This window comes from Lacrimispora sp. (genome assembly GCF_046972725.1).
Taxonomy (GTDB): Bacteria; Bacillota; Clostridia; order Lachnospirales; family Lachnospiraceae; genus Lacrimispora.
This window is the reverse complement of sequence record NZ_JBKVXF010000001.1, coordinates 285,841-298,676: the sequence shown is the minus strand read 5'-3', so window position 1 is coordinate 298,676 and position 12,836 is coordinate 285,841. Positions and strand designations below refer to the sequence as shown.

At 40.2% G+C, this 12,836-nt stretch carries 15 protein-coding genes; 13 read left to right on the top strand and 2 right to left on the bottom strand.

Annotation, left to right across the window (positions count from 1 at the left end; genetic code table 11):
- Positions 1-135 precede the first annotated feature (135 nt).
- The 3 genes from ACLTWA_RS01455 to ACLTWA_RS01445 are packed head-to-tail and all read left to right on the top strand — an operon-like array spanning position 136 to position 3,887.
- Positions 136-2,001, top strand: a complete 1,866-nt coding sequence (locus ACLTWA_RS01455; protein ID WP_412325776.1) for a TIGR03960 family B12-binding radical SAM protein — start codon at positions 136-138, stop codon at positions 1,999-2,001.
- Positions 1,985-2,695 carry a TIGR03936 family radical SAM-associated protein gene (locus ACLTWA_RS01450; protein WP_412325775.1) on the top strand — a complete coding sequence of 237 codons (711 nt, stop codon included), beginning with the start codon at positions 1,985-1,987 and terminating at the stop codon, positions 2,693-2,695. Before ACLTWA_RS01455 ends, ACLTWA_RS01450 begins: the two co-directional genes overlap by 17 nt.
- A complete protein-coding gene (locus tag ACLTWA_RS01445) occupies positions 2,688-3,887 on the top strand; it encodes a ribonuclease E/G (protein WP_412325774.1) in 1,200 nt (399 codons plus the stop codon). Before ACLTWA_RS01450 ends, ACLTWA_RS01445 begins: the two co-directional genes overlap by 8 nt.
- A 168-nt stretch (positions 3,888-4,055) precedes the next feature.
- Here the strand turns inward: ACLTWA_RS01445 and ACLTWA_RS01440 are convergent, their stop codons facing one another.
- Complete coding sequence (locus ACLTWA_RS01440; RefSeq protein WP_412325773.1) at positions 4,056-5,249, bottom strand: MFS transporter; 1,194 nt, start codon at positions 5,247-5,249, stop codon at positions 4,056-4,058.
- 235 nt (positions 5,250-5,484) lie between these two features.
- Between ACLTWA_RS01440 and rplU the strand changes: the two genes are divergently transcribed.
- From rplU to rsfS, 8 genes are all read left to right on the top strand, one after another.
- Positions 5,485-5,793, top strand: coding sequence for a 50S ribosomal protein L21 (rplU, locus tag ACLTWA_RS01435; protein ID WP_412325772.1), 309 nt, complete (start codon positions 5,485-5,487; stop codon positions 5,791-5,793).
- A 2-nt stretch (positions 5,794-5,795) separates the two neighbouring features.
- Complete coding sequence (locus ACLTWA_RS01430) at positions 5,796-6,134, top strand: ribosomal-processing cysteine protease Prp (protein ID WP_412325771.1); 339 nt, start codon at positions 5,796-5,798, stop codon at positions 6,132-6,134.
- Positions 6,135-6,137: 3 nt separating this feature from the next.
- The gene (gene rpmA, locus ACLTWA_RS01425; RefSeq protein ID WP_412325770.1) at positions 6,138-6,428 is read left to right on the top strand and encodes a 50S ribosomal protein L27; all 291 of its coding nucleotides are present in this window, start codon (positions 6,138-6,140) and stop codon (positions 6,426-6,428) included.
- 197 nt (positions 6,429-6,625) lie between these two features.
- On the top strand, positions 6,626-7,909 hold the full coding sequence (gene obgE, locus ACLTWA_RS01420; protein ID WP_412325769.1) for a GTPase ObgE: 1,284 nt from the start codon (positions 6,626-6,628) through the stop codon (positions 7,907-7,909).
- 14 nt (positions 7,910-7,923) lie between these two features.
- Positions 7,924-8,220, top strand: coding sequence for a ribosome assembly RNA-binding protein YhbY (gene yhbY, locus ACLTWA_RS01415; protein WP_412325768.1), 297 nt, complete (start codon positions 7,924-7,926; stop codon positions 8,218-8,220).
- Between the two features lie 35 nt (positions 8,221-8,255).
- On the top strand, positions 8,256-8,873 hold the full coding sequence (nadD, locus tag ACLTWA_RS01410) for a nicotinate-nucleotide adenylyltransferase (protein WP_412325767.1): 618 nt from the start codon (positions 8,256-8,258) through the stop codon (positions 8,871-8,873).
- The gene (gene yqeK, locus ACLTWA_RS01405) at positions 8,870-9,463 is read left to right on the top strand and encodes a bis(5'-nucleosyl)-tetraphosphatase (symmetrical) YqeK (RefSeq protein ID WP_412325766.1); all 594 of its coding nucleotides are present in this window, start codon (positions 8,870-8,872) and stop codon (positions 9,461-9,463) included. Before nadD ends, yqeK begins: the two co-directional genes overlap by 4 nt.
- Positions 9,463-9,822, top strand: a complete 360-nt coding sequence (rsfS, locus tag ACLTWA_RS01400; RefSeq protein ID WP_412327158.1) for a ribosome silencing factor — start codon at positions 9,463-9,465, stop codon at positions 9,820-9,822. The genes yqeK and rsfS overlap by 1 nt, the downstream gene beginning before the upstream one ends.
- A gap of 135 nt (positions 9,823-9,957) precedes the next feature.
- On the opposite strand, the gene lexA is transcribed toward rsfS, so the two are convergent.
- The gene (gene lexA, locus ACLTWA_RS01395) at positions 9,958-10,578 is read right to left on the bottom strand and encodes a transcriptional repressor LexA (RefSeq protein ID WP_412325765.1); all 621 of its coding nucleotides are present in this window, start codon (positions 10,576-10,578) and stop codon (positions 9,958-9,960) included.
- Positions 10,579-10,751: 173 nt separating this feature from the next.
- On the opposite strand from lexA, the gene ACLTWA_RS01390 reads away from it, so the two are divergent.
- Both ACLTWA_RS01390 and ytvI read left to right on the top strand, forming a co-directional pair.
- Positions 10,752-11,057 carry a LysM peptidoglycan-binding domain-containing protein gene (locus tag ACLTWA_RS01390; RefSeq protein ID WP_412325764.1) on the top strand — a complete coding sequence of 102 codons (306 nt, stop codon included), beginning with the start codon at positions 10,752-10,754 and terminating at the stop codon, positions 11,055-11,057.
- A gap of 710 nt (positions 11,058-11,767) precedes the next feature.
- Positions 11,768-12,829, top strand: a complete 1,062-nt coding sequence (ytvI, locus tag ACLTWA_RS01385) for a sporulation integral membrane protein YtvI (protein ID WP_412325763.1) — start codon at positions 11,768-11,770, stop codon at positions 12,827-12,829.
- Positions 12,830-12,836: the final 7 nt, after the last annotated feature.

Below are 12,836 nucleotides of genomic sequence, written 5' to 3'. Positions count from 1 at the left end.
CTTAATCACCTAAAGTACTTTATAATTATTCAGTATATTATGAAATAACAGGTGATACAACGGTTGTATTTTATATCCCTGTACAATGAGTCAATTATAAAATGTGAGCCATTCACATGTAAAAAAGGAATCAGCATGAAAAAATTAGCTTTAAGTGACGAAATCTTAATGAAAATCGAGAAACCTGCCCGCTATATCGGCAATGAGGTCAACATGGTCAAAAAAGATCCGGCAGCAGTGGACGTTCGTTTTGGCATGTGTTTTCCTGATGTTTATGAAATCGGAATGTCTCATCTGGGAATGCAGATTTTATATGATATGTTTAACCGCAGAGAAGATATTTACTGCGAACGTATCTTTTCCCCGTGGACAGATTTGGACAAGATTATGAGGGAACAGAAGATTCCTCTTTTTGCTCTGGAATCACAGGATCCCATAAAAGAATTTGATTTTATTGGAATTACGCTGCAGTATGAGATGAGTTACACCAATATCCTGCAGGTACTTGACCTGGGCCAGATTCCGCTTCATGCGGCAGACCGCAGGGAGGAAGATCCTATTATAATCGGCGGCGGGCCCTGCGCCTATAATCCTGAGCCTCTGGCAGAGTTTTTTGATCTGTTTTATATTGGCGAAGGAGAAACCGTTTATTTTGAATTGATGGACCGCTACAAGGAAAATAAGAAAAAGGGCAAAAGCCGCAAAGAATTCCTTGAGATGGCTGCTGAAATAGAGGGCATCTATGTGCCGTCCTTTTATGATGTCATATACAAAGAGGACGGAACCATTGAAAGCATGAAGCCAAATAATTCTCATGCAAAAGAAAAAGTAAGGAAACAGCTGGTAACGAATATGGATGACGCTTACTATATTGAGAAGCCGGTTGTACCATTTATTAAAGTGACCCAGGACCGTGTGGTGCTGGAGATTCAGAGAGGCTGTATCCGGGGCTGCCGTTTCTGTCAGGCAGGTAACGTATACCGTCCCTTAAGAGAACACAGCCTGGAGTATTTAAAGGATTACGCATATAAACTTTTAAAAAGTACCGGGCACGAGGAGATTTCCCTAAGCTCATTAAGCTCCAGTGATTATACTCATTTAGAGGGAATTGTGAATTTCCTTATTGATGAATTTAAGGACAAAGGGGTGAACATTTCCCTGCCTTCCCTTCGTATAGATGCATTTTCCCTTGATGTCATGAGTAAGGTTCAGGATATCCGCAAAAGCAGTCTTACATTTGCACCGGAAGCCGGCTCCCAGAGACTTCGTGATGTTATTAACAAAGGGTTGACGGAGGAAATCATCTTAAAAGGTGCCGCAGAAGCATTTAAGGGCGGCTGGAACCGGGTAAAGCTCTATTTCATGTTAGGTCTGCCAACGGAAACCGTAGAAGATATGGAAGGCATTGCAGAGTTATCGGAAAAGGTTGCAGAAACCTATTATGAAATTCCAAAGGATCAGAGAAACGGAAAAGTCCAGGTAGTTGCAAGCTCCTCCTTCTTTGTTCCAAAGCCATTTACTCCTTTCCAGTGGGCAAGAATGTGTACCAAAGAGGAATTTTTAGAGAGAGCCTATATCGTTAAGGACAAATTCCGTACCATGCTTAATAAAAAGAGTTTAAAATACAATTATCATGAAGCGGATCTAACCGTTTTGGAAGGTGTGCTGGCAAGAGGCGACAGAAAGATTTCTGCTTTGATCGAAGAAGCTTATAATAACGGCGCGATTTACGATTCCTGGGGAGAGCATTTTAAAAATGATATCTGGATGAAAGCCTTTGAAAGCTGCGGACTTGACCCTGATTTCTATACCATAAGAGAGAGGGACTTAGAGGAAGTATTTCCCTGGGATTTCATTGATTCCGGAGTTACCAAAGAGTTTTTAAAGAGAGAGTGGCAGAATGCCATCGGTGAAAAAGTAACTCCCAACTGCCGGCAGCATTGTACCGGCTGTGGAGCCATGAGTTTCAAAGGAGGTATCTGCTATGAAGCTAAGAATTAAATTTTCCAAACACGGGCCAGTAAAGTTCATCGGACATCTGGATGTAATGCGTTATTTCCAAAAGGCCATAAGAAGAGCAGAAATTGATATCAAATACAGCGAAGGCTTCAGCCCTCATCAGATCATGTCTTTTGCAGCACCCCTGGGCGTGGGACTTACAAGCAATGGAGAATACATGGATATTGAAGTGAACTCCATGACAGATACCAAAACCCTTATGGAACAGTTAAATGCAGTCATGGTTGACGGAATCCATATATCAGAATGCAGCATCTTAGAGGAAGGGGCGAAGAATGCCATGTCTCTGGTAGCTGCTGCTGATTATACGCTTTCATTCCGGGAGGGAAAGCAGCCCAAAGACCTGGAAGGGTTTCTAAAGGGGCTTGAATCATTTCTCAATCAGCCCCAGATCATCATAAATAAGAAAACCAAAAAAGGGGAGAAGGATGTGGACATTAAGCCATGGATTTACCAGCTTTCTGTCGACGGTGAAACCATCTTTATGAAAGTATCTTCCGGAAGTGCTGATAATTTAAAACCGGAACTGGTGATGGAAGCCTACTATAACTTCCTGGGACTTTCTATGCCTGAATTCGCATTTCATATTCAGAGAGAAGAAGTTTATGCCAATACCGGAGACGAAGATAACCGCATTCTTGTCCCCCTGGGTCGCTTAGGAGGATCCTGTGAGTAAGCTGATCATTACAAGATGGAAAGGCTCTGTTCTCACACTCCTTCATTCCGGAAAAGAAGCAGTTCAGATTCATATTGAATCAGAGGAGAGCCAGTGTGTTCTTGGGAATATTTATATTGGAAAAGTAAATAAAATTGTCAAAAACATTAACGCTGCCTTTGTAGATATGGGGCAGGGGCAGATGGGGTATTTAAGCCTTGGAGACGGGATGGTCCATCATGCCGATGGCCGCCTGAGTGACGGCAAGCTGCGGCAGGGAGATGAAATCATCGTTCAGGTGGAGCGGGATGCGGTAAAATCCAAAGCACCGGTCCTTACCGGAAATTTAAACATCACAGGCCGTTACTTTGTTCTGACTTCAGGGAAAAAACAGATTGGTTTTTCCTCTAAGATTACGGATCAGGCATGGAAACTTAAGATGAAGTCTCAGCTTGAAGCTGTCAAAGGAGAGAACTTCGGAATCATTGTAAGGACCAATGCTCCCGGTGCTTCTGAGGAGGAGCTTCAGAAGGAGCTTCAGAGCCTTATTCATACCCTTAACAAATTATTTGAAGAGGCGAGATACAGAACGTGCTACAGCCTGTTGTACAGTGCGGCACCCTCGTATTTATCAGGCTTGAGAGACAGCCTGAAGTCAACGCTTGAAGCTGTGATTACTGATGAACCGGATATTTATGAGGCTGTTAAATCTTATCTGGTTCAGAATCAGCCGGAAGATTTGAACCTTCTGGTTTTATATGAAGATAAGCTGCTTCCTCTTTCAAAGCTGTACCGGATTGATAAGACCATGGAAGAGGCATTAGGAAAAAGAGTCTGGTTAAAATCCGGCGGATACCTGGTGATCGAACCTACAGAAGCACTAACTGTTATTGATGTAAATACGGGAAAATATTCCGGAAAGAAAGAACTTCGGGATACGATTATGAAGATAAATCTGGAGTCGGCAGAAGAAATCGGCCACCAGCTCCGGCTAAGAAATTTATCCGGGATCATAATTATCGATTTTATTGACATGGCTTTTGAGGAAGATAAAAACAGACTGGTGGCACGGCTTACCGATATCCTGTCAAAAGACCCCGTCAAAACCACAGTCGTAGAGATAACAAAACTGAATCTGGTGGAAGTCACAAGAAAAAAAATACGCAAGCCGCTTCATGAGCAGGTATCTCAATTGTCACAAGAAAGAGTCTGACAAGTCAGACTCTGGCGCTGACGCGCCGTCGCTTTAGTGACATCTTCCTCTTAAGCGTCATGTGCATCCTGCAGGTCGTGCTTTTTATTATACAGGGGAGTTCGCAGAACTTTCCTGTATAATAAAAAAAGGATAAGCCGATGATATCAAGTGCTTATCCTTTTTTTGTTAAGTTAATGCATTATTTTTATGACGGCCTCTGAAATTAATAACTGCCAGAATAATTACGAAAACAATATTAAAACTCAGAATACTGATAGCTGCTACGATTCCAATCTGATCTGCTGCGGCCCCCACAAGCTGCGGTGTTATGATGCCCCCCGCAGCAGAGATAGCGGTTAAAATAGACATTCCTACGGTAGACCCTTTAATATAAATACCGGCATTTGCAATGCAGGTCGGATAAATACCGGAAAGAAAGAGCCCCAGCCCTAAAAGAGCAACTGTAATCATTGGAAGACTTTTAATTGTGATCAGTAAAAAGAGGCAGATCCCGCTTCCTAATGCCAGTATAAGTATTATGGTGCTTTTTTCCAGCCTTTTTGAAAGGGCAGCACAAATAAGGCGCCCTGCCATAATGACCAGCCAGGTAACGGATACCAAGGTGGTTGCGTAGCCCGGACTCATAACACCCGTATTCTGTAAGTAAGTGATAAACCAGCCATTGATACAATTTTCAACGCCCAGGTAAAAGAATAAAATAAATGCAATACAGTAAAAAGAAAAGGATTTCATAAAAGCCTTGTTTCCTGTCTCCTTCCCTGAGTCTGCTTTTTTACTTCCGCTGGATGATGTATTAAGCAAGGCTTCATCCATCGTACCATAGGAAAGAGCAGTCAAAGCAGCCAAAAAGAGAATCACATAAAGAATGTCTCTCCAGTTAAAGCCAAATCTCATCAAAACAGCTGTCATAAAAGGAGCTATGAATGCTCCGATTGCAAAACTGCAATGCAGCAGATTTAATTTTCCTGTTGCATTCTGTCCATAGATATCGTTCACGGCAGAGTTATTTAAAATCGTAATACATCCCCTGACCAGGCCGTAGATTAAAATAGCCCCGTACATAACCGGAAAAGGCGGCAGCAATATAAGCAAAAACAGGCAGATCGGAGAAAGAAGAGTTATTAAAAAAATCGCCCGTTTTCTTCCGATCCATGAGGCAAGAATGGGGAACAGAAAGCTGGAACTTAGATTTCCTATGGCCATTGCGGATAAAAGGCTTCCAGCTGCTAAATAACTGATGCCGGCTTCTTTTATAATAGAAGGCAGAATCGCTCCTATAACAAGAACCGCCATACCGCTGACAACATATCCATAACAGCAGCGGATAAAAATTTGATTGTACTTATCTGTTTTCATCATGATACTCCCTTGTAATTTCAAATACATCTATTATACTAAGATGCAATAATAAAAACAAGGAAAAGCGTATATTTAATAAAAAACTCTGATTTATTTTTATATAAAAAATATTGACATTACTGACATGAAATGCTATATTAATAAAGTATGCCGCACAATGAGGTCAAAAGTTTTCATATATTTTATATGGTATGAAACACCGAAGTTGGCGAGTAATGATAATAGGAGGTGCCATATGTACGCGATTATTGCAACAGGTGGAAAGCAGTACAAAGTAGCGGAAGGCGATATCATTAAAGTAGAGAAACTTGGTGTTGACGCTGGCGAAGCTGTCACATTTGATCAGGTTCTTGTTGTAAACAATGGTGAATTAGCAGTTGGCTGCCCGACCGTAGCAGGTGCGACCGTAACCGGTACAGTTGTGAAGGAAGGCAAAGCTAAAAAAGTTATTGTTTACAAGTATAAGAGAAAATCTGGATACCATAAGAAAAATGGTCACAGACAGACTTATACACAGGTTAAGATCGATAAGATCAATGCTTAATTATGATAAGAGTAACTGTATTTGTTGATTCAGAACAGAATTATACAGGGATTCAAATGGTAGGACATGCAGGCTTTGCAGATGATCATCAGGATGGACAGGAACTTGTCTGTGCTGCAGTATCAGCGCTTACATTTAACATGTCCAACAGTGTAGAGCAATTTACAGAAGATTCCTTTGAAGTAGATCAGGAAGAAGAGACTGGTGCTTTTCATTTTCGTTTTACTTCATCTATTAGTTCAGAGTCACGACTCCTTATGAACTCTCTCATATTTGGTTTACAGGATATTGAGGAGGAATATGGAGAGCCATATATTAAAATCCGATTTAAGGAGGTGTAAGTTATGTTAAAAATGAACCTTCAATTTTTCGCTCATAAAAAGGGTGTTGGTTCTACCAAAAACGGTAGAGATTCCGAGTCCAAAAGATTAGGCGCCAAAAGAGCTGATGGTCAGTTCGTATTAGCAGGCAATATTCTTTACAGACAGCGTGGAACTCATATCCATCCAGGCATCAACGTAGGCCGCGGCGGTGATGATACATTATTCGCTTTAGTGGATGGCGTTGTTAGATTTGAGAGAAGAGGCAGAGACAAAAAGCAGGTTTCTGTTTATCCAAAAGTAATTAACGAATAATTGGACCGGCTTCATACCTTACGTATGGAGCCGTTTTTTACGATACAGATAAAATATTTATCTGTATTTTCCATCTTTCTGGCAGATTTTTGCAGATTGATGTTATTTTGATGCTCATGTTCAGTTTGGTTTTTATCCTCTTAAGAAAGAGGCTGAACCTGATTGATAGATAAATTAGAAAGGGAACAGGTGAATGAATGTTTGCCGATAGAGCAAAAATATATATTAGATCCGGAAAAGGCGGCGACGGCCATGTCAGTTTCCGGAGAGAACTTTATGTTCCGTGCGGAGGTCCTGACGGAGGCGATGGCGGCCGGGGCGGTGACATCATATTTGAAGTGGATGACGGACTTAATACGTTAACTGATTTCCGGCACATTCACAAATATATGGCAAAAGACGGGGAAGCCGGCGGAAAACGCCGATGCCACGGAAAAGACGGGGAAGATCTGGTAATTAAGGTTCCGGAAGGCACCGTTATTAAAGAGTTTGAAACCGGTAAGGTAATTGCCGATATGTCCGGAGAAAACCGCAGAGAAGTAATATTAAAGGGCGGAAGAGGCGGCCAGGGAAATATGAACTTTGCAACTCCCACCATGCAGGCGCCTAAATATGCCCAGCCTGGACAAGCGGCTCAGGAGCTTTGGGTTCAACTGGAATTAAAAGTGATTGCCGATGTAGGATTGGTTGGTTTTCCTAATGTAGGAAAGTCTACCCTTTTATCCAGAGTCAGCAATGCAAAGCCTAAGATTGCCAATTATCACTTTACAACTTTAAATCCTCACCTGGGTGTGGTTGACGTTGCCGAAGGCAAAGGTTTTGTAATGGCCGACATTCCCGGACTTATTGAAGGTGCTTCGGAAGGCGTGGGGCTGGGACATGATTTCCTTCGCCATATCGAGCGTACCAGAGTACTGGTTCATGTAGTGGATGCTGCTTCTACCGAAGGCAGGGATCCTATTGCGGATATCCATGCCATTAACAAGGAGTTGGAAGCTTATAACCCTGAGCTTCTTAAGCGTCCTCAAATTATTGCTGCCAATAAGACGGATGCGATTTTTGATGAAGATGAGAATCCGGTCGAGAAATTGAAGGCAGAATTTGAACCTAAGGGAGTAAAAGTATATCCGATTTCAGCAGTAAGCGGACAAGGCGTAAAAGAGCTTTTATTCGCCATTTATGAGCTGCTTCAAACGGTTAATTTAAGTCCTGTTATTTTTGAAAAAGAATTTGATCTGAAGAGTCTGAGAAATGTTCTACTGCCTTATTCCGTAGAAGTTACAGAAGACGGAGTCTACGTAGTGGAAGGGCCAAGGATCGATAAAATGTTGGGGTATACCAATCTGGAATCAGAAAAAGGCTTCCGTTTCTTTCAGAATTTCTTAAAAGAAAACGGAATATTAGATGAATTAGAACGGGCAGGAATCAAAGAAGGTGATACCGTCCGTATGTATGGTCTGGAATTTGACTATTACAAGTAAACAAGGAGAATATTATGACAAGTAAGCAGAGATCCTATTTAAAAGGATTGGCGATGAATATAGATCCGATTTTCCAGATTGGAAAATCAAGCCTGACTCCGGAGATCACCAATGCAATTGCAGAAGCACTGGAAGCCAGGGAATTAATAAAAATAACGGTATTGAAAAATTGCCTGGATGATGGCCGCAGCATTGCAGAGGTTCTGTCAGAGCGCACCCGTTCTGAGATCGTTCAGGTAATTGGAAGGCGTATTGTCCTTTATAAGCAGGCAAAAGAGGAGACAAAGAGAAAGATCACACTTCCTAAATAATCCTGCTTCATTATCCGGTCAAGGAGTCGAAGATTATGGGGAATATAGGGATTATGGGTGGAACATTTGATCCCATCCATAATGGGCATCTTATGCTTGGAGAGCAGGCATATCGTGAATATCACCTTGATGAAGTCTGGTTCATGCCTTCGGGGCAGCCGCCTCATAAAAAAAATCATCATGTGACTGCGCCGGACCAGCGTCTGGCCATGACGGCTGCTGCAGTAGAAGGGCGCCCGGGGCTTATCAGTTCTGATTTTGAAATAAGGCGGAATGGGAACACCTATACGGCACAGACCCTCAGGCTGCTTCGGAAGGAATATCCGCAACATACCTATTATTTTATAGTGGGGGCTGATTCTCTCTATGAGATTGAAAAATGGTATGAACCGGACCAGGTGCTGACTCAGGCAGTTCTGTTGGCTGCAAGGCGGGAATATGAGGCTAAGGACCGATCGATGGAACTTCAGATAGAATATTTAAACCATAAATATCAAGCGGATATCCGAATGCTTCATTGCAGGGAAATGAATGTTTCTTCTGCCGAGCTTCGTGAAAAGGTTTCTAAAGGAGAATCTATTGCTGAATATGTACCGGAAAAAGTTATGGCATATATCCATGCCCACAGTTTATATCAGGAGATGAAAAGGTGAAAGAAGTTATTTTAGATCTGAGAAATGAATTGAGGGGCAAATTAAGCCCGCAAAGATATGAACATACTATAAGTGTGTCATTTATTTGTACGGCTCTGGCAATGAGATATGGCAGTGATTTATATCATGCAGAATTAGCAGGATTGCTCCATGACTGCGCAAAGCATCTTGGAGATGGAGAAATTATAAAAAAATGCCAAAAACAGGGCATACAATTAACTGATGATGAACGGAAAGCACCGGCAGTACTTCACGCCAAATACGGAGCTTGGCTGGCACAGTATAAGTACGGTATTGAAGAGGATGAAGTTATTAATGCCATAAGGTGGCATACGACTGGAAGGCCGGAGATGTCCATACTGGAAAAGATTGTTTTTGTTGCGGATTATATCGAACCGAGACGCGACAAAGCCGCAGGGCTGTCTGTGGTACGTTCCATTGCTTTTAAAGATTTGGATGAGTGTATTTATCTGATTCTAAAGAATACCCTGGACTATTTAAAGGGAAAAAACTGTTTTGTGGATTCTATGTCTTTGGAGGCATATGCTTACTATGAACAGATTCATAAGGAAATGAAGGGAGAACAATGATGAATCAGTCAGTGGAAATGGTAAAAACCGCATATAGTGCGTTGTCTGATAAAAAAGGGGAGGATATCAGTGTTATTGATATCCACAATGTATCGGTGGTAGCAGATTATTTTATTATCGCCAGCGGTACAAATGCAAACCAGGTACAGGCTATGGTTGACAATGTGGAAGAGGAGCTAGGGAAAAAGGGATATGTCTGCAAACAGGTGGAGGGATACCGGACTGCCAACTGGATCTTAATGGATTATGGCGATATTATTGTCCACGTCTTCGACCGTGACAATCGTTTGTTCTATGATCTGGAAAGAATCTGGAGAGATGGAAAGACAATTGATGTAAAGGATCTGGATTCATTATAAGAAACAATAAGGGAAAGCGGCTTAATAAATATGTAAGCCGTCTTTTTGCATTTCTGCCTTTATAAAAAGCCGGGTCATAGTTGACATAAAATAATTATGTCAACTATGACCCGGCTTTTTTTACTCAGACATTTATCAATGAATTCCTAACCGGAATAAACCGATTACCTTCCCAAGTATCTCCACATGCTCTACAATAATGGGTTCCATGGAATCATTTTCCGGCTGCAGGCGGTAATGACCGTTTTCCTTAAAAAAGCGCTTTACCGTAGCAGAATCTTCCACCAACGCAACAACAATCTCACCGTTGGCTGCAGTAGGGCAATGCTCCACAATTATCTGATCCCCTTCTAATATGCCAGCATTGATCATACTGTTTCCTCTTACCTTAAGCATAAAAGTTTCTCCGTTAGGAAGAAGCTCCGATGGAATTGGGTAATAGCTTTCAATGTTTTCCTCTGCATAAAGAGGCTGACCGGCTGCAACTGTTCCTAAAACCGGAACATTCACTAATTCTCTGCGGGTCAGATTAAAGCAGTCATCAATAATTTCAATAGTTCTTGGTTTGGTAGGATCTCTTCTTATGTATCCCTTTTCTTCCAGTGTCTCCAAATGAGAGTGAACGGAAGATGTTGATTTCAAATGAACCGCTTCACAGATTTCCCTGACTGCGGGGGGATAACCCTTCTTTAAAATCGTCTCTTTTATATATTCTAAAATCTCCTGCTGCTTGGGTGTTATCTTTTCTTGTGCCATAGCACAGCCTCCTCAATCCTTTGTCATTAAATCTATAGTAACATATGTTCGAAGAAAATGCAAACCTTTGTTCGAAAAAATGCAAAACGAATTGACAAACGTATGTTTGGATGTTATTATCTTCTTGGAAATAAGAACATATGTTCTGAACGCATTTTACAGGAGGTATCTGTATGATAAGACAATTAATTGTACTGTTATTAATTACGTTACTGGGATCCCGTGCATTTGGAAGTTCAAAGGGACAAAACTCTGCCGACGGTTTTGATGCTGCGGCAATAGAAAGATATTACACCAGTATACAGATTCAGCAAGGAGACAGTTTGTGGAGCATTGCATGCAAATATAAAGAAAACAGCGGACTAACAGTTGAACAATATATAAGGGAGTTAAAGAACATCAATGGATTAAAGGAAGATACTATTCACAGCGGACATTATCTGACTGTCATGTATGTTACCTCTGATCAGCTCCCTTAATACTCATTCTGTAATATTTTTAAGGAACATACCGAAATTCGTTGATTTTATAAGGATAATAACTTAGAATAAAGGCAGTATTAATCATTGAGCCTCAGGATGGTTCTTATGAAAATATAGTTGATCGGAGAGGAGCTTGCTGCCTGATATTGCAGTTCATTTAAGTTATGAACGAAAACATATCCGGCGACTGCATTCGATACAGAGAATGTGATACGATAAACCTGTGTAATTTAACAAATGAATCGGAACCACATATTATTTCAGCACTTTAATATTAATTTTTGTTAAACTAATAATTCATGTTAATGTATTCTCCATTTTTAACAGTTACCATTAACAACTATCTCCATAGTATTTATATTAAAATATATATTAAAAATAGAAAGGAAGTATTTCAGATCAGATGGTTACTGTTATCCGAATGTTAGTGGTTATTATTTATCTAATAACGGGTATAACTAAAATATAGAACTTAAGCAAACATCCTGTATCAAATAATACAATTAATAGGGAAACGCTTGACTTAGGAAGGATAAACGTTATAATACAACCAAGGATTCCTAAAAAAAGTATTCTTTTGTGCAACCAATCATTTAATTTCCGGCATTTTAAGTTGAAGTAATGTCTATAATGGATTTTAAGAATGTAAAAATCATTATCAGGTATTAAGGCTTATGAATGTTAAAAACAGAAAGGTATAGTGATACATGAGTTTAGAAAAGCAGAAAGCATTTATTATCCATTGTATATTTGCATTTATTTTATTAATTATCGTATATGCAGGAGTTAAATATGTTTTCCCCCTTTTAATGCCATTTATAATCGGTCTGATCATTGCTATGGCATTCCGTAAACCCATTGATTTGTTAGTTAAGAAATTAAAAATCAAAAGGACATTTGTCTCCATTTTTGTTTTACTGATATTCTACAGTGTTTTAGTATTAATTATCAGCTTAATCGGCGTCAGGTTTTTTCAGTTTATCAGTACCTTATTTAATAACCTGCCTTCTTTATACAAAGGAACCATCCAGCCGGTGCTGCTTTCATTCACGGATCATTTATCTGCCAGGTTTCCAAGTATAAAAGATTATCTGGATAATTTTATTAATAACATTGGGCAATCCATATTTACTTATATCTCCAATATTTCGACAAAAGTAGTATCGACGGTAACCGGATTAGCCGGTCAGGTGCCAACCTTATTGATAAAAGTGATTTTTACCATTGTTTCATCCTTTTTCTTCACTATTGATTATTATAAGCTAAGCAAATTTATTATACGTCAATTTGGAAATGAACGCAGAGAAGTTATTATTAACTTAAAGAATAATGTTATAGGAACCTTAAGTAAGTTCATTCGGGCATACGCATTGATTATTTCTATTACATTTATAGAGTTATCCATAGGTTTTGCAATAATTGGAATCCCTACACCGTTTCTTATTGGTTTAATTGTTGCGATTATCGATATCTTACCGATTCTAGGCACCGGAGCAGTGCTTTTGCCCTGGTCCATAATTGCCTTCTCCATGGGAGATACACGGGTGGGAGCAGGTATGTTGATTCTTTATATCTTTATTACGGTAGTGAGGCAGATCATTGAACCTAAGATTGTTGGACAGCAGATTGGCCTGCATCCTATAGTAACTTTAATTCTAATGTTTGTAGGCGCCCAATTAATGGGGATATTAGGTCTGTTTATGCTTCCGATTATTGCAACCATTCTTATTAAGCTGGATAAAGAGGGCAGTATTCATCTATTTAAATAAACGTTAT

Excerpts from the sequence above, each read along its gene's own strand:
- ACLTWA_RS01455 (WP_412325776.1), top strand. The coding sequence starts at position 136 with ATGAAAAAATTAGCTTTAAGTGACGAAATCTTAATGAAAATCGAGAAA.
- ACLTWA_RS01450 (WP_412325775.1), top strand. The coding sequence starts at position 1,985 with ATGAAGCTAAGAATTAAATTTTCCAAACACGGGCCAGTAAAGTTCATC.
- ACLTWA_RS01440 (WP_412325773.1), bottom strand. The coding sequence starts at position 5,249 with ATGATGAAAACAGATAAGTACAATCAAATTTTTATCCGCTGCTGTTAT.
- rplU (WP_412325772.1), top strand. The coding sequence starts at position 5,485 with ATGTACGCGATTATTGCAACAGGTGGAAAGCAGTACAAAGTAGCGGAA.
- ACLTWA_RS01430 (WP_412325771.1), top strand. The coding sequence starts at position 5,796 with ATGATAAGAGTAACTGTATTTGTTGATTCAGAACAGAATTATACAGGG.
- rpmA (WP_412325770.1), top strand. The coding sequence starts at position 6,138 with ATGTTAAAAATGAACCTTCAATTTTTCGCTCATAAAAAGGGTGTTGGT.
- obgE (WP_412325769.1), top strand. The coding sequence starts at position 6,626 with ATGTTTGCCGATAGAGCAAAAATATATATTAGATCCGGAAAAGGCGGC.
- yhbY (WP_412325768.1), top strand. The coding sequence starts at position 7,924 with ATGACAAGTAAGCAGAGATCCTATTTAAAAGGATTGGCGATGAATATA.
- nadD (WP_412325767.1), top strand. The coding sequence starts at position 8,256 with ATGGGGAATATAGGGATTATGGGTGGAACATTTGATCCCATCCATAAT.
- rsfS (WP_412327158.1), top strand. The coding sequence starts at position 9,463 with ATGAATCAGTCAGTGGAAATGGTAAAAACCGCATATAGTGCGTTGTCT.
- lexA (WP_412325765.1), bottom strand. The coding sequence starts at position 10,578 with ATGGCACAAGAAAAGATAACACCCAAGCAGCAGGAGATTTTAGAATAT.
- ACLTWA_RS01390 (WP_412325764.1), top strand. The coding sequence starts at position 10,752 with ATGATAAGACAATTAATTGTACTGTTATTAATTACGTTACTGGGATCC.
- ytvI (WP_412325763.1), top strand. The coding sequence starts at position 11,768 with ATGAGTTTAGAAAAGCAGAAAGCATTTATTATCCATTGTATATTTGCA.